The 17,224-nt window shown below is 66.5% G+C and carries 19 protein-coding genes, 1 tRNA gene and 1 pseudogene; 16 read left to right on the top strand and 5 right to left on the bottom strand.

The genetic code is table 11. The features are described 5' to 3' along the window. Positions 1-231 precede the first annotated feature (231 nt). Positions 232-540 carry a hypothetical protein gene (locus ACK4S2_RS05995; protein WP_409621531.1) on the top strand — a complete coding sequence of 103 codons (309 nt, stop codon included), beginning with the start codon at positions 232-234 and terminating at the stop codon, positions 538-540. Here the strand turns inward: ACK4S2_RS05995 and ACK4S2_RS06000 are convergent. Together ACK4S2_RS06000 and ACK4S2_RS06005 are read right to left on the bottom strand one after the other, a co-directional pair. Next, positions 537-986: a hypothetical protein gene (locus tag ACK4S2_RS06000; RefSeq protein WP_409621534.1), complete on the bottom strand. Its 450-nt coding sequence runs from the start codon at positions 984-986 to the stop codon at positions 537-539. The two genes, ACK4S2_RS05995 and ACK4S2_RS06000, sit on opposite strands and share 4 nt — an antisense overlap. A gap of 605 nt (positions 987-1,591) precedes the next feature. After that, positions 1,592-1,681 (bottom strand) — tRNA-Ser (locus tag ACK4S2_RS06005). Between the two features lie 312 nt (positions 1,682-1,993). Here ACK4S2_RS06005 and ACK4S2_RS06010 point away from each other — a divergent pair. Together ACK4S2_RS06010 and ACK4S2_RS06015 are read left to right on the top strand one after the other, a co-directional pair. Continuing rightward, positions 1,994-2,140 (top strand): annotated as a pseudogene (locus ACK4S2_RS06010) (IS256 family transposase); the annotation flags it as partial. A gap of 689 nt (positions 2,141-2,829) precedes the next feature. Then, complete coding sequence (locus ACK4S2_RS06015; RefSeq protein WP_409621537.1) at positions 2,830-3,585, top strand: LysR family transcriptional regulator; 756 nt, start codon at positions 2,830-2,832, stop codon at positions 3,583-3,585. A 19-nt stretch (positions 3,586-3,604) separates the two neighbouring features. Here ACK4S2_RS06015 and mprF read toward each other — a convergent pair whose 3' ends face one another. Continuing rightward, positions 3,605-6,244 (bottom strand): bifunctional lysylphosphatidylglycerol flippase/synthetase MprF, encoded by a 2,640-nt coding sequence (mprF, locus tag ACK4S2_RS06020; RefSeq protein ID WP_409621540.1) that lies wholly within the window; start codon positions 6,242-6,244, stop codon positions 3,605-3,607. Between the two features lie 74 nt (positions 6,245-6,318). Between mprF and ACK4S2_RS06025 the strand changes: the two genes are divergently transcribed. Both ACK4S2_RS06025 and ACK4S2_RS06030 read left to right on the top strand, forming a co-directional pair. Beyond that, positions 6,319-6,843, top strand: coding sequence for a DUF502 domain-containing protein (locus tag ACK4S2_RS06025; protein ID WP_409621543.1), 525 nt, complete (start codon positions 6,319-6,321; stop codon positions 6,841-6,843). Continuing rightward, positions 6,819-7,037, top strand: a complete 219-nt coding sequence (locus ACK4S2_RS06030; RefSeq protein WP_409621545.1) for a hypothetical protein — start codon at positions 6,819-6,821, stop codon at positions 7,035-7,037. The genes ACK4S2_RS06025 and ACK4S2_RS06030 overlap by 25 nt, the downstream gene beginning before the upstream one ends. Here the strand turns inward: ACK4S2_RS06030 and ACK4S2_RS06035 are convergent. Further along, positions 6,997-7,809, bottom strand: a complete 813-nt coding sequence (locus ACK4S2_RS06035; protein WP_409621548.1) for a PepSY domain-containing protein — start codon at positions 7,807-7,809, stop codon at positions 6,997-6,999. The two genes, ACK4S2_RS06030 and ACK4S2_RS06035, sit on opposite strands and share 41 nt — an antisense overlap. Positions 7,810-7,911: 102 nt before the next feature. Between ACK4S2_RS06035 and ACK4S2_RS06040 the strand changes: the two genes are divergently transcribed. Both ACK4S2_RS06040 and ACK4S2_RS06045 read left to right on the top strand, forming a co-directional pair. Further along, complete coding sequence (locus ACK4S2_RS06040) at positions 7,912-8,607, top strand: VIT family protein (RefSeq protein WP_409621551.1); 696 nt, start codon at positions 7,912-7,914, stop codon at positions 8,605-8,607. After that, positions 8,604-9,227 carry a DUF1345 domain-containing protein gene (locus ACK4S2_RS06045; protein WP_409621554.1) on the top strand — a complete coding sequence of 208 codons (624 nt, stop codon included), beginning with the start codon at positions 8,604-8,606 and terminating at the stop codon, positions 9,225-9,227. Before ACK4S2_RS06040 ends, ACK4S2_RS06045 begins: the two co-directional genes overlap by 4 nt. Before the next feature lie 43 nt (positions 9,228-9,270). On the opposite strand, the gene ACK4S2_RS06050 is transcribed toward ACK4S2_RS06045, so the two are convergent. Next, positions 9,271-10,410: a S1C family serine protease gene (locus ACK4S2_RS06050; RefSeq protein ID WP_409621557.1), complete on the bottom strand. Its 1,140-nt coding sequence runs from the start codon at positions 10,408-10,410 to the stop codon at positions 9,271-9,273. Positions 10,411-10,651: 241 nt separating this feature from the next. Here ACK4S2_RS06050 and ACK4S2_RS06055 point away from each other — a divergent pair, with 241 nt between their 5' ends. From ACK4S2_RS06055 to ACK4S2_RS06095, 9 genes are all read left to right on the top strand, one after another. Next, positions 10,652-10,864 (top strand): hypothetical protein, encoded by a 213-nt coding sequence (locus ACK4S2_RS06055; protein WP_409621560.1) that lies wholly within the window; start codon positions 10,652-10,654, stop codon positions 10,862-10,864. Positions 10,865-10,976: 112 nt separating this feature from the next. Beyond that, the gene (locus ACK4S2_RS06060) at positions 10,977-11,648 is read left to right on the top strand and encodes a winged helix-turn-helix domain-containing protein (RefSeq protein ID WP_409621729.1); all 672 of its coding nucleotides are present in this window, start codon (positions 10,977-10,979) and stop codon (positions 11,646-11,648) included. Positions 11,649-11,651: 3 nt separating this feature from the next. Next, positions 11,652-13,028, top strand: a complete 1,377-nt coding sequence (locus ACK4S2_RS06065) for an ATP-binding protein (RefSeq protein WP_409621563.1) — start codon at positions 11,652-11,654, stop codon at positions 13,026-13,028. 533 nt (positions 13,029-13,561) lie between these two features. Then, positions 13,562-13,738: a hypothetical protein gene (locus ACK4S2_RS06070; protein ID WP_409621566.1), complete on the top strand. Its 177-nt coding sequence runs from the start codon at positions 13,562-13,564 to the stop codon at positions 13,736-13,738. A gap of 68 nt (positions 13,739-13,806) precedes the next feature. Further along, positions 13,807-14,919 carry a patatin-like phospholipase family protein gene (locus ACK4S2_RS06075; protein WP_409621569.1) on the top strand — a complete coding sequence of 371 codons (1,113 nt, stop codon included), beginning with the start codon at positions 13,807-13,809 and terminating at the stop codon, positions 14,917-14,919. Then, positions 14,906-15,649 (top strand): acetoacetate decarboxylase, encoded by a 744-nt coding sequence (locus ACK4S2_RS06080; protein WP_409621572.1) that lies wholly within the window; start codon positions 14,906-14,908, stop codon positions 15,647-15,649. Before ACK4S2_RS06075 ends, ACK4S2_RS06080 begins: the two co-directional genes overlap by 14 nt. Before the next feature lie 31 nt (positions 15,650-15,680). Continuing rightward, the gene (locus ACK4S2_RS06085) at positions 15,681-15,941 is read left to right on the top strand and encodes a cytochrome b/b6 domain-containing protein (protein ID WP_409621575.1); all 261 of its coding nucleotides are present in this window, start codon (positions 15,681-15,683) and stop codon (positions 15,939-15,941) included. 111 nt (positions 15,942-16,052) lie between these two features. Beyond that, the gene (locus ACK4S2_RS06090; RefSeq protein WP_409621578.1) at positions 16,053-16,190 is read left to right on the top strand and encodes a hypothetical protein; all 138 of its coding nucleotides are present in this window, start codon (positions 16,053-16,055) and stop codon (positions 16,188-16,190) included. 101 nt (positions 16,191-16,291) lie between these two features. Beyond that, positions 16,292-17,074 (top strand): 3-hydroxybutyrate dehydrogenase, encoded by a 783-nt coding sequence (locus ACK4S2_RS06095; RefSeq protein ID WP_409621581.1) that lies wholly within the window; start codon positions 16,292-16,294, stop codon positions 17,072-17,074. Positions 17,075-17,224 lie beyond the last annotated feature (150 nt).

Raw genomic sequence — 17,224 nt, forward strand, 5'->3', positions numbered from 1 at the left:
AGAACCGTTTCTTCTGACCCTTTTTGCCCGCCATGGAGTGCCTCAAGATGTCCACTATCAATGGTGGACATTATCAGCCGCGGATTTCCCTCGTCAGAGCGGCGACAGCGGACGCATACGGACGAGCAGCCGGGGCGGGCGTTTGATTGATCGCGCTGTCGTCGCAGAAAGGCGCTTGAAATCTCCTTGCCACCCGTGCTGCTATTCAGCCATTGGTTGCAAGGGGTTCGTATGGCACTGACAAACAGGGACGCGGCGATCGTTCTCGGCATGGTGGCCCGCGGAGACAAGCGCCATGACATCGCAGCCTGGTTCGGAGAAAACCAAGCTCGGATTGCTGAGATCGAGCAAGGTTCACACGGCAGTATTGCCGCGGCGCCCGCGGCTGATTTGCCGCCAAAAGGCGCACCTGGTCCGAAAGGCCGACGGCTCAGGGCCTTCGTGAGGAAGGCACTTGAAGCACTAGAAGCAAATGATGTTGCAGCTGCCAAGAAGGCCCTCCAAGAGGGCAGTGCCACCTATGATCGCCACGAGGCCTAATCATAATCATCGGCCTTTTCCAGCGAGCGTCGGCAAGGCGGTATCCACACCAACTGCGTTCTGCTCGGTCCATTGTCTTTGATCCAAACAAACCAAGCGTAGCCAGTCGCGGTCGACGCTCTTGGATCAACGCGCCCTTTTACCATAGGAACTCGTTCAGTGAACTGGGCGAAGTATGTCGGTGGATTGTTCTTGAACAGGGTTTCGTAGCGACCAACGCTCTCAAGAAAGACAGTTCGCGCCAGGATCGCCACGCCACGCGTCGCGACCGTGAGCGACCTTTCAATGAACTGGTGCGCCAGTTTGAATGGGGGATTTGTAATGACCCAGTCGTGGGAACCGGCGAGATAAGGGTACGTCAGGAAGTCACGCACATGTCCGAAGCCGTAATCCACGACGTCCGCTGAGTCGACGCGAGCAAAGCGTTCTGCGAGGGGACGGCTCATGTATCCCCGCCCACAGGCAGGTTCCAGACACGTCAGTTCGCCAAGATCGCGGGACGGAATGACATGCTTGAGAAGCGCCCTCGTTGCCCAAGGTGGGGTTGGAAAATCGTCGGGACTGTCTTTGGGCTCATGGCGTTGAGCCATCACCGCATGTGAAGTGTTCTGCATTACTTCTCTTATCTCGCTGCCCTGAGGATGTGAATCCCCTTTCCGCGCCAGCGACTTGAACAATCGCGCGGTGAGGGGCCGCGCTCAGTTGAGAGCTCCCTTGCATACGCAGATCACCGCCACCTCTACGCGCCATTCGGCCAGCGCACCCAGCGGCTGCGCCTCTCGCCTGTTGCGGCTCTGTTCCCCTCGAAGGCGATGGACGCAAGGCCCGAAGTTTTGGCGGGGTTGAGGCTCAGGCCATTGGAAAGGCGTGGAAAAATCCGACCGAACCGAATTTCGCGAGGTTCGCCCGAACAGAGACGGAGAGCCATTCAGAGCCCGGCACGGGCCTGGCGCGCAGTCTCGGAGGTTCGCATGGGGGAGGCAAAGCCCTTTGAAAACACGACTATTTCCGCGCCGCTATGGGCGCCTGTCCGTGTTCGCAACAGGGGTGATGGCGGAGACGAAGGGATTCGAACCCTCGAGACGGTTTCCCGCCTGCACCCTTAGCAGGGGTGTGCCTTCGACCACTCGGCCACGTCTCCGCCGACCCGTATATTTTCGCCGGCCGGGAGAAACAAGCGGTATTTCCCGGGGCAGGCGAATTCGTCTACAGGAAAGGGCGGTGCGTCGGTTGCGGCGGGAACTCTGCCTCTGATCGTGCCGACATCGGGGTCTGGGGTTGGTGTTCGAGCATGTGGTGTGATTTCTGCGCCGTCGACGGTGTAATCCCGAGTGGCCATCGAGGTGTATGGTCGAGGTGGAGTTTCGACGCTTCGACCACGAACCCTACGGAGACCCCGATGACCATGATCGAGCCATGGGAACGCCACTGGTCCGAGTGACCCTGGCGAGGCATGGATCTTGCCGAGCTTCTGGCCAAGCACGATCAGGGCGGCTTGTTGCGCGGCATCGCCGAGGCTGTCCTGCAACTGATCACGGAGACCGATGTCGACGGGCTGATCGGCGCCGGTCGGCACGCGCGCAGCGGCGAAGGCGCGACTGAACCGCCCCGGGTTTGCCGGAGGGCAAAACTCTCGGAGAATTGCCCATGATGGAACAGACACACAACAAGAAGACCTCGAAGCCGTATTCACCCGGGTTCCGCGAACGCGCAGTGCGGTTGGCGATGGAACACCACGACGAGTATCGTAGCGAAGCTGCCTTATTCACTGCGATCGCAAGCAAATTGGGCTGTTCGCCAGGATGCCGCTCTTGCCAAACAGATCGCCAGGCGAGCAGCCTTCCATCAGCCGGTCGAGCAGATTTTTGTCGATGCTCATACGTGGGTCTCCTCTGAGCGCAGTTACCACGTCAGCGCACAAAATTCAGGATAGTCCCCGACCGCCAAACCGCCGAAATCCAGATTCGGGTGGTACTCATCAACCGCTTCAACGCCCTCGGCAGCGCCGAGATCGTCCGCCTGGCCTGACGTCAACGGGGAACAGGAAAGTCATGCCTCAGGCGTGAGTTACGCAACATTGTCTCTGCAGGCTGCGGATCATACCGGACTGTCTATCGCTTGCCGCTACTCCGGAAAATTACATACATTGCTTCGACCTGTTCGGTTTTATGGAACCATGGTCCCGCTCAACCTGCTTCACCTGCGCCTGTTCCCGCCGTGGCCAGCGACGGCACGCTGACCGGGGCCGCGCGCGGGCTGAACCTCTTGCAGTAGGCGCTGTCCACCCGGTTGCGCGCGCTGGAGGCCGCGCTGGGGCAGGATCTGTTCGAACGGCGCGGACGCGGCCTGGTGCTGACCGAGGCGGGGCGCATCGCGCTCGATCATGCCGAGGCGATCTTCCGCACCGCCGACGACCTGACCGCGACCCTGCGCGATACCGGCCGCGCGCGGCGGGCCTTGCGGGTGGGGGCGCAGGCCACGCTGTCGCGCAACTTCCAGATGCAGTTTCTTGCACCGCTGATCGGGCGGCCGGATGTCGAGGTGGTGCTGCGCGCAGGTTCGCAGGACGAATTGCGGCGCGGGCTTGGCACCCTCGCACTCGACGTGGTCCTGACCAATCTCGCCCCGCACCGCGATGCCGCCAGCCCCGGGCTGGTGCACCGGATCGCCGAACAACCCGTCGGCCTGATCGGCACCCGCGCCCGCACAGGCGCGCCCCGCCCGCTGCGCGACCTGCTGGCGGCCGAGCCGCTGATCGCCCCCACCCGCGAAACCGCCCTGCGCGCGGGCTTCGACGCGCTTGCCGCCCGGCTGGGCGTCACGCCGCCCTTCGCCGCCGAGGTCGCCGACATCGCCAAGAGCCGCCTTCTGGCCCGTGCCGACGCAGGGCTTGCCGTCATCCCGCCGATCGTGGTGCGGGACGAGCTGTCATCGGGCAATCTGGTCGAGGCGTCGCGCCTTGACGGGATCACCGCGACCTTTTTCGCTGTCACCCAGGCGCGCCGCTTTCCCAACCCGCTGCCGTCGGACATCCTGCATCGGTAATGCACTCCGGCTTTCGGTGTCAGGTCTCGGCGCGCTCCGCCGCGGACCCAGTCTTCCCCTTCCCCCCAATCAGCCGGGCCGCGTCGGCAAGGGTCAGAAGCGGCGGCAGGGCCGATGGGGCGGCAAGGTAGCGGGGGCGCCAGTCGGGATGGAACTTGTCCTTGAAAGCCCGCAGGCCCTCGAAATTGTAGAAGTTGCCGCCGTGGCTGTAGATCAGCGCGCCGAACCGGTCCCACAGCCGCCGGCTTCGTTCGGGCGCAAGGCCCGAGAGCGGCGCCATGCCGAGCGAGAAGGCGCGATAGCCCTCGGCCTTCAGGCGCAACATCAGGTCGGTGAACAGGAAATCCATCGTGCCGGACGGCGCGTCCTCGACATGACACATCAGGTCGATGGTCGCCATGGCGCGGCTGTCGGTCGTCAGGATGTTGGCGAAGGCCACGATCCGCCCCTGATGCCGCACCAGCGCCAGCGGCCAGCGGCCCAACCAGACAGGATCGAAGCGGCCGACAGAAAATCCCTTCTCGCGCGCGCCCTTGGCGTGCAACCAGTCGTCCGAGATGGCGCGCAGCTCCTCGATCAGCGCGGGCGCGTGGGGCGGCCGGGCGATTTCCATCGTCAATCCGTCACGCCCGGCGCGGTTATGGGCGGCGCGCAACTTCTTGCGCTCCGCCCCGTCGAGCGAGAACCGCGTCAGGTCCACCACTGCCTCCTCTCCCAGCTTGTGCAGGGTCAGACCGAGTTCGAGCATCAACGGCACGTCCTCGACCCCGACCTCGTAGAACACCGGCCGCCCGCCCGCGCGACGGGCCGCGTCCACGAAGGCCTGCGCAGCATCGCCGGCGGCGTCTGCAGGCCCGACCGGGCCGCCAAAGGCGATCCACGACCGACCCGAGACGCCGCACATCACGAAGGCGCGCCCGTCATCCGAGAAGATCAGCGCCTTGTCGCCGGTCAGCGCAAAGCCTGCGTCCGGCCGATCGCTTGCCCGGGCGATCGAGGCGGATCGATCGAGGGCCGCCGCATCGGGCAATTCGAACCGGTGTCGCGGCGCGCGCAACAGCAGCCACAGCGCGGCAAGCCCGACGATCAGGCTTGCAACCAGCGAAGCCCGCAGGGCGCGCGGCGCACGTTCATCCACCGCGAACTGCCACCACAGCTCATGCGCATAGGGCGTGCCCTTGTGGGCGAAAAACAGAACGAAGCCGAAGGCGGCGATGGTGGTGGCGACCAGCACGATCCAGCCGGGGCCAAGGGCGGCGTGGGTCAGCGTGGATCGGCGATGAAACTCGCGCCGGAAGGGCAACAGGATGGCGACTGCGAGCGCGAGGAAGCCCGCGCGTTCCCAATCCAGACCGTGGACCAGCACCACGACGACGCTGGCCGCCATCGCCCCGACGGCCAGCCAGAAGGCGCCCCGGCTGCGTCGGACGATCCCCATCGCCAGCACGATCAGCCCCGCGCCGAGCGCCGACGAGAGCAGCGCCGACCCTTCGACAAAGGCCAGCGGGAACAGCGCTTCGGCGACTTCCGCCGCATCTGTCGTGGGCGGAATCAGGGCCGAAAGGCTCATCCACAGGCCGGAGCCGAACACCATGACCGCAAGCACAATCGGCGCAAGCGGGGCCACCGCCTGCAAGGCGGGGTCCATCGTGGTCATGGCACGACCGAAGGCGGTGGTGGGAACCCGGGCGCCGGTTGCGCGCCAGCCCTCGTAAAGCGCCAGCACGACCAGCGCCAGCACGAAGGGCACGAGGTAATAGACCAGCCGATAGAGCAGCAGCGCGGCGGCCACCTTGTCCACCGGGGTGCCGGCCGGCATGGCGGCGATGACCACCGTTTCGAACACGCCGATCCCGCCGGGGACATGGCTGACGATCCCGGCCATGGTGGCAGCGGCAAAGACGGCGAGGAAGGTGAAAAAGCCGAAGTCGGAGACGGGCAGCAGCAGGTAAAGCGTCAGCGCCGAAAAGCCGATATCGCCCAGACTGAACGGGATCTGCCCGCCGAGAATGGGCAGCGAGGGCGCATGCAGGCTGAGACGCCCCACCTTCAGCCTCCGCCCCGAAACCGAGGCCCAGATCAACGGCAGCACGATGACAAGGATAACCCCGACCGAGGCGAGGCGGATGGTCGGGACGGAAAACGGCAGGACGGCGGCAAGGGCGCCGGGATGGATGGCGAGCGCCCCCAGACCCACGACCGTTGCCGCCACGCCGAAGGACACGGCCGCAAAGGTCGAAACCGCCGCCACATCATAGCCGTCAAGCCCGAGGCCGGAATAGACCCGCCAACGCACTGCCCCGCCCGAGACAGCCGACAGCCCGATGGTGTTGCCGAAGGCATAGGCCATCAGCCCGCCGGTCAGCACCACCGGGATGGGCAGCGGCTTGCCGATATAGCGCAGCGCCGACCAGTCATAGCCAGCCAGCGAAAGGTATCCGCCCAGAGTGGCCAGCAGCGCGAGCGCCATCGTCGTCCATGGCGTTGCGCGAATCTGCGCCATCACGTCGGCAAGGTTTACCGGGGCGAGCAGGCGATAAAGCGCATAGAGCCCGAGCGGGAACAGCCCTGCCGCGAGACCATAGGGCAATGCCGCCATGACCTTTGCGACAAGGCGCGGTCGTTCGCGCGGGCTCGACACGTCTGCGTCCGTCATCATCGTTTTTTTAATTCTGGGTCGGGCAGATCAGCCGCGCATCTTTATGTCCGTCATGTCAAATTCCCGCAACACCGATGGAAACGAACGACATGGGATTTCTGAAGCGCCTTTGGCGAAGCGGCGTGATCGGCACCTTCCTGACCGGTCTTGCGGTTCTGGCGCCGCTCATCCTGACGCTGGCGATCCTGCAATGGATCATGGCGCGGCTGGCGGGCGCGTTCGGCCCGGGCACCTGGGCGGGTGATCTGCTGGCAGGCGCCGGCGCGGCGGTCGTCGGGCCGAACCATGGCGCTCTCGCCTTTCTCCTTGGCCTTGCTGCGGTGCTGTCAGGAAGCTGGGCGCTTGGCGTGCTGGTGCACGGGCGGTTGCGCAAGGGTTTCGAGGGCTGGCTTGACGGCATCTTCTCGCGCATTCCCCTGTTGCGGGCGATCTATCGGCCGGTGGCGCAGGTCGTGCGGTTGCTTGCGGGGGACGGCAACAGCGACATCAAGGCGATGCGGGTGGTCATGGTGCGCTTCGGCGGTCCGGGCGGGGCGGATGTGCTGGCCTTGCAGGCCACCCGCAGGTCTATGCGATGGCGGATGGGGACCGCAGGCTGATGGTCTACCTGCCGACCTCGCCGATCCCGATGTCCGGCGGCCTTGTCCTGGTGCCCGAGGCGAATGTCACCCCCGTGCCCGGCATGACGGCGGACGATCTGTTGCGCATCTACGTCTCGCTTGGCGCCCTGTCGCCGGCCAGCGCCGACGCTTTTACCGGGTTGCGGCTGCCGCAGGATCCGGCAAGGGTCTGACCCGCAACGTATCGCCTGCCGCATCCCGACCGTCAAAACAACACCGCGCCCCGAAGTCCGGGGCGCGGCGCGTGGTGGCGTTGCGGGCTCGGCCTTCCTGTTCCTCACCGCCTTCGTCACCTTCGTTGCTTTCGTCGTTCGAGCTGTCCCGGTCGGCGGCCATCACCTTGCCGGTCGCGGCGTTCACCATCACTTCGGTCACCTTGCCGGAGGCATCGGCGACCTTCAGTTCGATGCCGAGCGCTCCGTCCTCGTGCCCGTATTCGGCCGACAGCACCTTGCCGCCCTGCGCTTCTGCACCGGAAATGGCCTGCAGCAGGCTCATCGTGGCGCCCTGGATCGCGGCCAGTTCGTTGGCTTCGTCCGCATCCTTGTCACCATCCGAGCCGGGCTTTTCCGCATCGGGAGTGCCGGACAGGATCGCCCCGGTCATCGGGTCGATGCAGTGGTCGATCTCGGTCGTGCCGTTCCGGGTGGTGACGTCGAAAGAGGTCCCGCCCTTCTTCACCTCGATCTCGGCGCCGGTGACGATGCCCTGACCTGCGGCTTCGGCCGCGCGGATCGCATCGGCGAAGGTGATCTTCGCGCCGGACAGCGCCTGAACGGCAGCGGCTTCCTTGCGCCCGCTCTCGGCCTGCGCCATCATGGCGGCAACACCGCCAAGGGCAATGGTCCCAGCAAGGGTCGCCATCATCAGCTTGGCAAAGCGGGATTTCGGTTTCGTTTCCATGGGTCTTTCCTTTTGGCTTTCGGCAGCGACCGCCGCTGCCATGACCCCAATCTGGACACCTCCCCTCGCGCCCGGCTGTCACCCGTCTTGAAAGTTTGTTATCTGCGACGTCGAACTTGAGAACAGGATACACCGCCATGCCGCTTGCCCCCCCATGACGAACGCCACCTCGTGCACCGTATCGGCTGGCTGCGCGCGGCGGTGCTGGGGGCCAATGACGGGATGGTTTCCACCGCCAGCCTGATCGTCGGTGTGGCCGCAGCCGGCGCAGGGCGGTCCGAGATTCTGGTGGCCGGTCTTGCCGGTCTCGTCGCCGGGGCGATGTCGATGGCGGCAGGCGAATATGTCTCGGTCAGTTCGCAGGCCGACACCGAAGCTGCGGATATGGCGCGCGAGCAGAGGGAGTTGGCCGGAGATCCCGCATCCGAACGCGCGGAACTGGCGGCGATCTACATCGACCGCGGGGTCGAGCCGGACCTTGCGCGCCAAGTCGCCGATCAGCTGATGGCGAAGGATGCGCTTGACGCGCATCTGCGCGATGAACTCGGCATATCCGAGGTGGTGGCCGCCGCACCGGTGCAGGCGGCCATCGTCTCGGCCGCAACCTTTGCCCTCGGCGCCGCTGCGCCGCTGGCTGTCGCGGCGCTTGCGCCGGCGACGCAGGTGATGCCCTGGGTCGTCGCGGTTTCGCTGGCGGGGCTTGCCGTGCTCGGGGGGCTTGGCGCGGCGGCAGGCGGCGCCGGCCGCTGGCGCGGGGCGGTGCGGGTGCTGATCTGGGGCGCGCTGGCCATGGCGGCGACGGCCGCCGTCGGGCGCCTGTTCGGCGTGGTCACCGGATGAGCCTGCCGCACCCGAGGTTCCTTGCCTTTCTTGCCGTGGCCACCGTCATGACGGTGGTCGCAGCGCTGCGGATGCCGATCGAGGAGGCCGCGATCCTCGGCTTCGATCTGGCGGCGGTCGCCTTCATCGGGCTTGCCCTGCCGCTCTGGGCCGCGGACAGCCCGGCAGATGCCCGCGCGCGCGCCGCGCGCGACGATGGCGGGCGGGTCCGGCTGCTGCTGACGGCGGTGGCGGTGCTGGCGGCGATCCTGCTGGCGCTCGGGCGGATGGTGGAGGGGCGCAACCATCTGACGACGGCCGATTTCGCCATCGTCGCGGGCACGCTGGTGCTGGCCTGGATCTTCTCGAACCTGCTATACGCCTTCCACTATGCCCACATGTTCTATGATACCGGAAGTTCGGGCGATGCGGGCGGCATCCTCTTTCCCGAAGGTGGCGCGCCCGTGTTCGCCGATTTTGTCTATTTCGCCTTTGTCATCGGCATGACCTGCCAGACGGCCGACCTTCACATCTCGTCCCGCCGCATCCGGCGGGCCGTCACCCTGCACGGGCTCTTTGCCTTTTTCTTCAACCTTGGCGTGCTGGCCATGACCATCAACGTGCTCTCGGGCGTCCTGTGACGCCCGAGAGCCAATCTGCCCCGGGGTAGCTCCGTGAGCGGTGTCAGGCAGGTTGCTCTGCGCGCTGGCCCAGCTTGACCGCGATATCCGTCGGCTGGCCAGCCCGAAGAATGGCAATCGTGACCTCGGTGCCGGGTTTGGCGGTCGCCACCAGGCGGGTCAGGTCGCGCGGGCTGTCCACCGCCGCGCCATTGACGGCCGTGACGATATCGCCGCGCTTCAGCCCGGCCTTGGCGGCGGGCGTGTCGGCGGTGACATCGGCAATCAGCGCCCCCTTGGCCGCATCGATCCCGATGGCGGCGGCGATGTCATCCGTGACCGGCTGGATCGAGACGCCAAGCCAGCCGCGCTCCACCTTGCCGTCATCGGCCAGATCGGCGATCACCGTCCTTGCCGTCTCGGCAGGCACGGCAAAGCCGATCCCGACCGATCCGCCCGTGGGCGAGAAGATCGCGGTGTTGATCCCCACCACACGGCCTTCGGCGTCGAACAGCGGGCCACCGGAATTGCCGCGGTTGATGGCGGCGTCGGTCTGGATGTAATTGTCGAACGGCCCCGAATTGATGTCGCGCCCAAGCGCCGAGACGATGCCGGCGGTCACCGTATTGCCGAGGCCGAAGGGGTTGCCGATGGCGATCACGTCCTGACCCACGCGCAAGGCGGCGCTGTCGCCCCATTCGACGAAGGCCAGATCGTGCCCCGCCTCAACCCGGATCAGCGCCAGATCGGTGGCCGGATCGGTGCCGATCACCCGGGCCTGCAACCGGGTGCCGTCGGCCAGCGTCACCGTCACCTTGTCGGCGCCTTCGACCACGTGGTTGTTGGTCACGATGTCGCCACTGGCCGAGATGACAAAGCCGGTGCCGACGCCGGTCTGCTGCGGCCCTTGGCCCTCGGGGCCGCCGGGCTGACCGGGCAAGGGCATGCCGAAGCGGCGGGCGAACTCCTCGAACCCCGGCGGCATGTCGGCCGGGTTGAAGTCGGCCGCCTGCGCCTTCTGGGTGACTTCGATATAAACCACCGCAGGGGCCACGCGCGCCACAAGATCGGCATAGCCGCCGGGCTGAACGGCGTGGGCCTGGGCGGGGGAAATGGCCGGAGCCAGCGCGGCGACTGCGGTGGCCCCCATCAAGGCCCCCAGCACAAGGGCGGGAAGGGCACGGGTTCTGGTCTTGGTCTGCATGTCGATCTCTCCTGATCCGGCGCCCCGGCGCATGTCGTGGCGGGGACGCGATGGCACCAAGATCGGGGGCGTTCATTGCAGCCACGCTGCGGCAGGATTGCAAATCTGCAAGGTTTCTCGCGGCGGGTTCACCGCCGATCACGGCGCCGGGATTGCAGATTTGTAACCTTGCGGTCAGCGACCTGTCGGAACGGGGGGGCATGTCGGCGTCATCGAAACCGGCAAGCCAGGGAGAAACAGCATGATCCGGAAACTGAAGAATGTGATGGCGCGCGGCCTGTTCCTGCTGGTGGTGGCGGCAGGTCTGGGGTTTGGCGTTATCGCCGCAGCCATGGGCGCAGTGATCGGCGGGCTCTTGATCCTGGGCGTCCGTCTGGCCGCGGACAGCGCCCGGACCGTGCAGGCCGAGCCCGAAGCTGCGGCAACCGCCCCGCAAGGCGCGCAGCCCGCCTGAGGCCAGCCGATGCATTTGCCCGCCGCGCCCGTCGCGGCGGGTTTCGCGCGCAAGGCATTCACGCTAGACAGGAAAGGCGCGCCGGATGGCGCGGGCAGCCATGGACCGCAGCATGAAGCTTCTCGTCATCGAGGATGACCGCACTACCGCCGACTACATCGTGGGCGGCCTTCGCCAGGAAGGCCATGTCGTCGATCACATCGCCGACGGGCGCGAGGCGATGGCACAGGCCATGGCCGGCGGCTATGACGTGATGGTGGTGGACCGGATGCTGCCGGGCCTGGACGGGCTCTCGCTTGTCAGGGCGCTGCGGGCGGCCAAGGTGACGACACCGGCGATCTTCCTGACCGCCGTGGGCGGGGTGGACGACCGTATCGAGGGCTTGCAGGCCGGGGGCGACGATTACCTGACAAAGCCTTTCGTCTTTGGCGAGCTGTCGGCGCGCATCCAGGCGCTGGCTCGCCGCCCCAAGACCGCGCCGCAGGAAACCGTGCTGACGGCGGGCGATCTGACGATGGACCTGATCCGCCGCAAGGTGACGCGCGCCGGTGTGGAGATCGACCTGCTGCCGCGCGAATTCGCACTGCTGGAGCATCTCATGCGCCGCAAGGGACGGGTGCAGACCCGCACCATGCTGCTGGAGGCGGTCTGGGACATCAGCTTCGATCCCCAGACCAATGTGGTGGAAACCCACATCAGCCGCCTGCGCGCCAAGATCGACAAACCGTTCGAGCGCGAATTGCTCAGGACCGTGCGCGGCGCCGGCTACAAGATCGAGGGTTGAGCCTTGCGCCCGGTCCGGGATCTCTTGCACCGCCTGGGCCGTCTGACCCGTTCGACGCCGGTGCGCCTGGCACTCGGGCTGGTGGCGCTGTTCTCGCTTGTCAGTGTCGTGACGCTGGGTGCGGCCTTCGTGCAGATCCGCGGCAACCTGTCCGAACAGATCGCTGCCAGTCTTGACCAGCATGTGGCCGGATTCCGTGTCACCGAGAATGCGAACACCCTTGCCGCCCTCGTCGCCGCCGAGGCCGCCGCAGCAGACCCGGAAAACCGCATCTTCGTCTTTATCGCGCCCGGCGGGGCCAGTGTCGGCAATGCCCGCGCCGCGATCCAGGGGGCCGAAGTGCGCCTGTCGCGGAAGGATGGCGGACTAAAACTCGGGGCCGGCGGTTACGAGACCCGCCTGGTTCCCATGGCGGGCGGGCTTCTCGTCGTCGGCGAAAGCCTTGAGCCCCTGAAGGATCTGGAAGACACATTCCTCGATCTGATCGCGCTGAACCTGATCCCGACGATCCTTGTGTCCCTCGCCGCCGGCGTCTGGCTGGCCGCCGCCTCGGCCCGGCGGGTCAGGCGGATCGAGGTCGCGCTCGACCGCATGGCCGGCGGCGACCTGTCGGCGCGGATCGCCGAGCGAGGCCGCAACGACGACCTTGGCCGGATCGCGGCGGGCATCGACCGGATGGCAGATGCCCAGGAAACCGCGACCGCGTCGCTGCGTCAGGTTTCGGTGGACATCGCCCATGACCTCAAGACGCCGGTGCAGCGCATGGCGGTGCTGCTGTCGGATCTGCGCGACCGCCTGCCCGAAGATGGCCCGGAGGCCGATCTGGCCGCCCGCGCCGCCGAAGAAGCCGACCGCGCCACGGCCGTGTTCCAGTCGCTGTTGCAGATTGCCCAGATCGAGGGCGGCAGCCCGAAGGCGCGCTTTGCCCCGGTCGATCTGGGCGCGGTCCTGCGCACCTTCGTGGAAATCTACGAACCCTCCGCCGAGGATTCCGGCCACACCCTCCGGCTTGCCCCCATGCCAGAGGGCCCGGTTCTGGTGTCGGGCGACCGCACCTTGCTGGGTCAGGCGGTTGCGAACCTGATCGAGAACGGGCTGCGCCATACGCCCGCCGGCGCGCGGATCGAGATCGGCCTTGCACGCGCGGCCGGACATGTCGTGCTGACCGTGGCGGACGATGGCCCCGGCATCCCCGAGGACGAACGCGACAAGGTGCTGCGCCGCCTCTACCGGCTCGAACGGTCGCGCACCACGCCCGGAAACGGGCTTGGCCTGTCGCTGGTCGCCGTGATCGCACATGTTCATGGGGCCGAACTCAGCCTTGACGATAACGGCCCCGGTCTTCGTGTGCGCCTTTCATTCCCTGAAAAAGCTGCCTAAACGACGCTCACGGGACTTGCCCGATGCAACGGTTTTGCCTGACAGGGCGTCTTGGCAATTTGTTCAGGTTCCAGATCCCGCCCGGGATGCGCGGCTGCAGGGGAAGCTCGCAATCCGGCGGGCCGCGCTCCGACAGTCGACGAATGCGCAAGCGCCAGGATTCGGCGCTTTGCGTGCGGCTTGTCGAACGCGATTCTGGTCGGCATACCCTTCGGCTGCCCGTGGATGTTCTGAAACGCCTCGAACGGCGCGCCAAGGGCGGCTCCATCCTGCCGCGCGTTGTGGTCAGAAGATGTGAATGATCTTTCTGATCCCGGTCTGCGGCGGTGCCCGGCGATCATTTCCGACGATTGGCGCAGATGCAGACTGGCAGCGGGCCGGATTCCGCGCGCGTTCATATCATCCCGCACCACGCCCGAAGCATACGCGCCAACATCCCGGGGCTTGGCAAAGATTACAGATAATCAAGCTGGGCGACATGGGGCGGCAACATCGAGGCGCCAGCTTGGAGTCCCATGGTGGAGGGTTGGAACATGCTCACGCAGTTTCGCAATTTCGGCTTGATCGTCATTGGCGCCACAATAACAGTCATCATGCTGGGCCAGGCGGCCGTCTTGGTGTCGCCGATCCTGATCGGGTCCGCCGTGCTGGCGGTGGCGTTGCAGGGGCGGGTTCGATCGACCCTCGACAGGATGCGCCGCGATGGGTAGGGCGGCGAGACGATCGAGGGCGAATGCACAGTGGTCGATCTCCGCGATCCCGCAAAACGGGGGTTGTGATGGCGCAGGCTTCGAGATCACCACGGACCGCGTTCGTGCTGCAAGGCGGCGGGGCGCTTGGAGCTTACCAGGCCGGAGCGATCAGTCGGCTGGCGCAATCGGGCGTGCGGCCCGATCTGGTCGCGGGCATTTCCATCGGCGCAATCAACGCGGCCCTTGTCGCAGGAAACCCGCCCGAGGCGCGCGCAAGCCGGCTGAAGCAGTTCTGGAAACAGGTCAGCGCCAGAACCGCCTGGCCCGGCCTTTCGGTCTGGGGGCCGGCGATGGCGCCGGCGGCCGGGGCGCCCGGTTTCTTTGCCCCCCGCCTGCCTCCCTTCGCCGTTGCTGCGACGGGCAGCCCCGACCGCGCAGGGTTCTACGACACCGCGCCGCTGCGCCGGACGCTGGAGGAATTGGTTGACTTCGACCTGCTCGACGCAGGGCCGGTGCAGCTGGTGGTCGGGTCGGTGAATGTGGCCAGCGGCAACTTCGTCTGGTTCGATACGGCCGAGCGGCGCATCGGGCCCGAGCACATCATGGCCTCGGGGGCGCTGCCGCCCGGTTTTCCGCCAGTCGAGGTCCACGGCGAATTCTTCTGGGACGGTGGTCTTGTCTCGGACACCCCGCTGGCGCGGGTGATCGAGACCCGCAAGGATGCCGAGCCGATGGTGATCTGGCAAGTGGATCTGTTCTCGGCCCGCGGCCCGATACCGCATTCGATCTGGTCGGTCGAGGCGCGCGAAAAGGATATCCGCTTTTCCAGCCGCACCCGTGCCGTGACCGACAGGATACGCGCGCAACACGCCCTTGCGGCTGCGCTGCAAGCCCATGCGGCCGAACTGCCGGCACCGCTGGCGTCAGACCCGGCCGTGGCCCGTCTGTTGTCCGCACCGGCTTGCGCTCCGCTGACGCTGATCCATCTGATCTACCGCGCCAAGCCTTATGAAACCGGCGCCAAGGATTGCGACTTTTCCCGCGACGCGATGCAGGCGCATCGGGCGGCGGGGGTGGCGGATGCCGCGCACAGCCTGATGCATCCGCACCTCTCGGCGCACGATCCGTCCGAGGCTGGAATGCACGTCTTTGACCTTGCCGCCTCCCATGAACAGGAGCCCACCCATGATCGAGGATGACGTGCGCGCCCGTGCCCTTGCCATGCCGCTGACCAGCCCGGCCTTTCCGCCCGGCCCCTACCGGTTCATCGACCGCGAGTGCCTGGGTGTCACCTACCGCACCGACCCCGAGGCGCTGCGCGCCGTCGTGCCCGCGCCGCTGGAACCGGGCGACCCGCTGGTGAAGTTCGAATTCATCCGCATGCCGGCTTCCACCGGCTTTGGCGACTACACCGAAAGCGGCCAGGTCATTCCCGTCACCTTCCGCGGCGAAAAGGGCGGCTATGTCCATGCCATGTATCTGGACGACGAAAGCCCGATCGCGGGCGGGCGCGAGATCTGGGGCTTTCCCAAGAAACTCGCGCAGCCGCGACTGAGCGTCGAGAAGGATGCGCTGGTCGGCACGCTGGACATGGGATCGCTGCGCATCGCCAATGCGACCATGGGCTACAAGCATCGCCCCGTCGATCCCGCGGCGGCGAAGGCCGCGGTCAAGGCCCCGGCCTTTCTGCTCAAGATCATTCCGCATGTCGATTGCAGCCCGCGGATCTGCGAGCTGGTCCGCTATCGCTGCGAGGATGTGACGATCAAGGGTGCCTGGGAAGGGCCGGCGCGGCTGGAACTGTTCCATCACGCGCTGGCCCCCGTGGCCGACCTGCCGGTGCGCGAAGTCGTTTCGGCCGTGCGCATCCAGACCGACCTGACGCCGGGCCTCGGGTCGGTGGTGCATGATTACCTTGCAACCGAATGAGGGCCGAGACGCCCGGGTGACGGAGATCACGATGACGGACGCGACGATGGAACCGGCGACCCCGCGCCACGGCTTGGGCACGCGCATCCTGCATCTGGGCGTGGCGCTGGCGGTGATCTGGCAGGTTGGGGTCAGCCTGCTGATGCAAGGGCCGCGCGGCGCAACGCCGGGGGATACGCTGTTTGCCACGCACAGCTATGTCGGCCTGGCCAGTTTCGGGCTGATCCTGCTGTTCTGGCTGAACCTGCTGGCGCGGCGGATCGGCACCGAATCTGGGGCGCTGTTTCCCTAGCTGTCCTCCGCGCGCCGCAAGGCGCTCTGGGCCGACACGCGGGGGCAGCTCGGCGCACTCGGCCGGCTGCGCCTGCCCGATTACGTCGAAGGGTCGGCGCTGGCGTCAGCGGTGCACGGGCTTGGTCTTTTGCTGGTGACGCTGATGGCGGGCACCGGGGCGCTGTGGTGGTGGCTGGAGCCTGCCGGCATCGCCCGCACCATCGAGGAGATTCACAAGCTTTTGCCAACCTCGCCTCGGCCTACCTGATCGCCCATGCCGGTCTGGCGGTTCTGCACCATCTGCGGGGCGAAGCTTCGTTGTCGGAAATGTGGTCGCTGCGCGGCCGGACATAAGAAGGAGAAAGCATCATGGATCTGACAGGCAAATCCTGCATCGTCACGGGGGCGGCCAGCGGCATCGGCCGCGCCATTGCCGAAAGGTATGTGGCTGCCGGCGGTCTGGTCGCCATCGCCGACCTGAAACAGGAGGCCGCCGATGCGGTCGCCGCGGAACTGACTGCAAGGGGGCCCGGGCGCGCCATCGGCGTGGCGACGGACGTGACCAGCGAAGACCAGGTCACTGCCGGAGTGGCAAAGGTGGTCGCGGCCTTCGGCGGGATGGATGTGCTGGTATCGAATGCCGGCATCCAGATCGTGCATCCGGTCGAGGATTTCCCCTTTGCCGATTGGAAAAAGCTGCTGGCGATCCGTCTCGACGGCGCGTTCCTGACCTCCAAGGCCTGCATCCCGCACATGAAGGCAAGGGGCGGTGGCGCCATCGTCTTCATGGGCTCGGTCCATTCGCGCGAGGCCTCGCCGCTGAAATCCGCCTATGTGACCGCCAAGCACGGGCTGCTGGGCCTGGCCCGCGTGATCGCCAAGGAAGGCGGCAAGCATGGCATCCGTGCAAATGTCATCTGCCCCGGCTTCGTGCGCACGCCGCTGGTGGAAAAGCAGATCCCCGAACAGGCGGCGGAACTCGGCATCCCCGAGAAGGAGGTGATCGAGCGCATCATGCTGGGCGAGACGGTGGACAAGGAATTCACCACCGTCGCGGATGTCGCCGAGGTGGCTTTCGTCTTTGCCGCCTTCCCGTCGAACGCGCTGACCGGGCAGGCGCTGAACGTCGGCCACGGCTGGAACATGGCCTGAGAGCCTGGACATGACCGGCGGGCTTAATCCGTGTTCAGTGTAATGCAGCTCTGTCCGAGCTGATCGCCCGTCAGAACATCAACCTGCACCGGGCCGCGCCTGCGCAGGCCGCCGACCCGGCGGAACCGGGCCGCAACAAAGGAGAAACAC

Origin of the sequence: Gemmobacter sp. (genome assembly GCF_046292685.1) — a bacterium.
Taxonomy (GTDB): Bacteria; Pseudomonadota; Alphaproteobacteria; order Rhodobacterales; family Rhodobacteraceae; genus Wagnerdoeblera.

What these genes read in the sequence shown, in the direction of transcription:
- ACK4S2_RS05995 (WP_409621531.1), top strand. Translation starts at nt 232, where the DNA reads ATGGCACTGACAAACAGGGACGCGGCGATCGTTCTCGGCATGGTGGCC.
- ACK4S2_RS06000 (WP_409621534.1), bottom strand. Translation starts at nt 986, where the DNA reads ATGAGCCGTCCCCTCGCAGAACGCTTTGCTCGCGTCGACTCAGCGGAC.
- mprF (WP_409621540.1), bottom strand. Translation starts at nt 6,244, where the DNA reads ATGATGACGGACGCAGACGTGTCGAGCCCGCGCGAACGACCGCGCCTT.
- ACK4S2_RS06025 (WP_409621543.1), top strand. Translation starts at nt 6,319, where the DNA reads ATGGAAACGAACGACATGGGATTTCTGAAGCGCCTTTGGCGAAGCGGC.
- ACK4S2_RS06030 (WP_409621545.1), top strand. Translation starts at nt 6,819, where the DNA reads ATGGCGGATGGGGACCGCAGGCTGATGGTCTACCTGCCGACCTCGCCG.
- ACK4S2_RS06035 (WP_409621548.1), bottom strand. Translation starts at nt 7,809, where the DNA reads ATGGCAGCGGCGGTCGCTGCCGAAAGCCAAAAGGAAAGACCCATGGAA.
- ACK4S2_RS06045 (WP_409621554.1), top strand. Translation starts at nt 8,604, where the DNA reads ATGAGCCTGCCGCACCCGAGGTTCCTTGCCTTTCTTGCCGTGGCCACC.
- ACK4S2_RS06050 (WP_409621557.1), bottom strand. Translation starts at nt 10,410, where the DNA reads ATGCAGACCAAGACCAGAACCCGTGCCCTTCCCGCCCTTGTGCTGGGG.
- ACK4S2_RS06055 (WP_409621560.1), top strand. Translation starts at nt 10,652, where the DNA reads ATGATCCGGAAACTGAAGAATGTGATGGCGCGCGGCCTGTTCCTGCTG.
- ACK4S2_RS06060 (WP_409621729.1), top strand. Translation starts at nt 10,977, where the DNA reads ATGAAGCTTCTCGTCATCGAGGATGACCGCACTACCGCCGACTACATC.
- ACK4S2_RS06070 (WP_409621566.1), top strand. Translation starts at nt 13,562, where the DNA reads ATGCTCACGCAGTTTCGCAATTTCGGCTTGATCGTCATTGGCGCCACA.
- ACK4S2_RS06075 (WP_409621569.1), top strand. Translation starts at nt 13,807, where the DNA reads ATGGCGCAGGCTTCGAGATCACCACGGACCGCGTTCGTGCTGCAAGGC.
- ACK4S2_RS06080 (WP_409621572.1), top strand. Translation starts at nt 14,906, where the DNA reads ATGATCGAGGATGACGTGCGCGCCCGTGCCCTTGCCATGCCGCTGACC.
- ACK4S2_RS06085 (WP_409621575.1), top strand. Translation starts at nt 15,681, where the DNA reads ATGACGGACGCGACGATGGAACCGGCGACCCCGCGCCACGGCTTGGGC.
- ACK4S2_RS06095 (WP_409621581.1), top strand. Translation starts at nt 16,292, where the DNA reads ATGGATCTGACAGGCAAATCCTGCATCGTCACGGGGGCGGCCAGCGGC.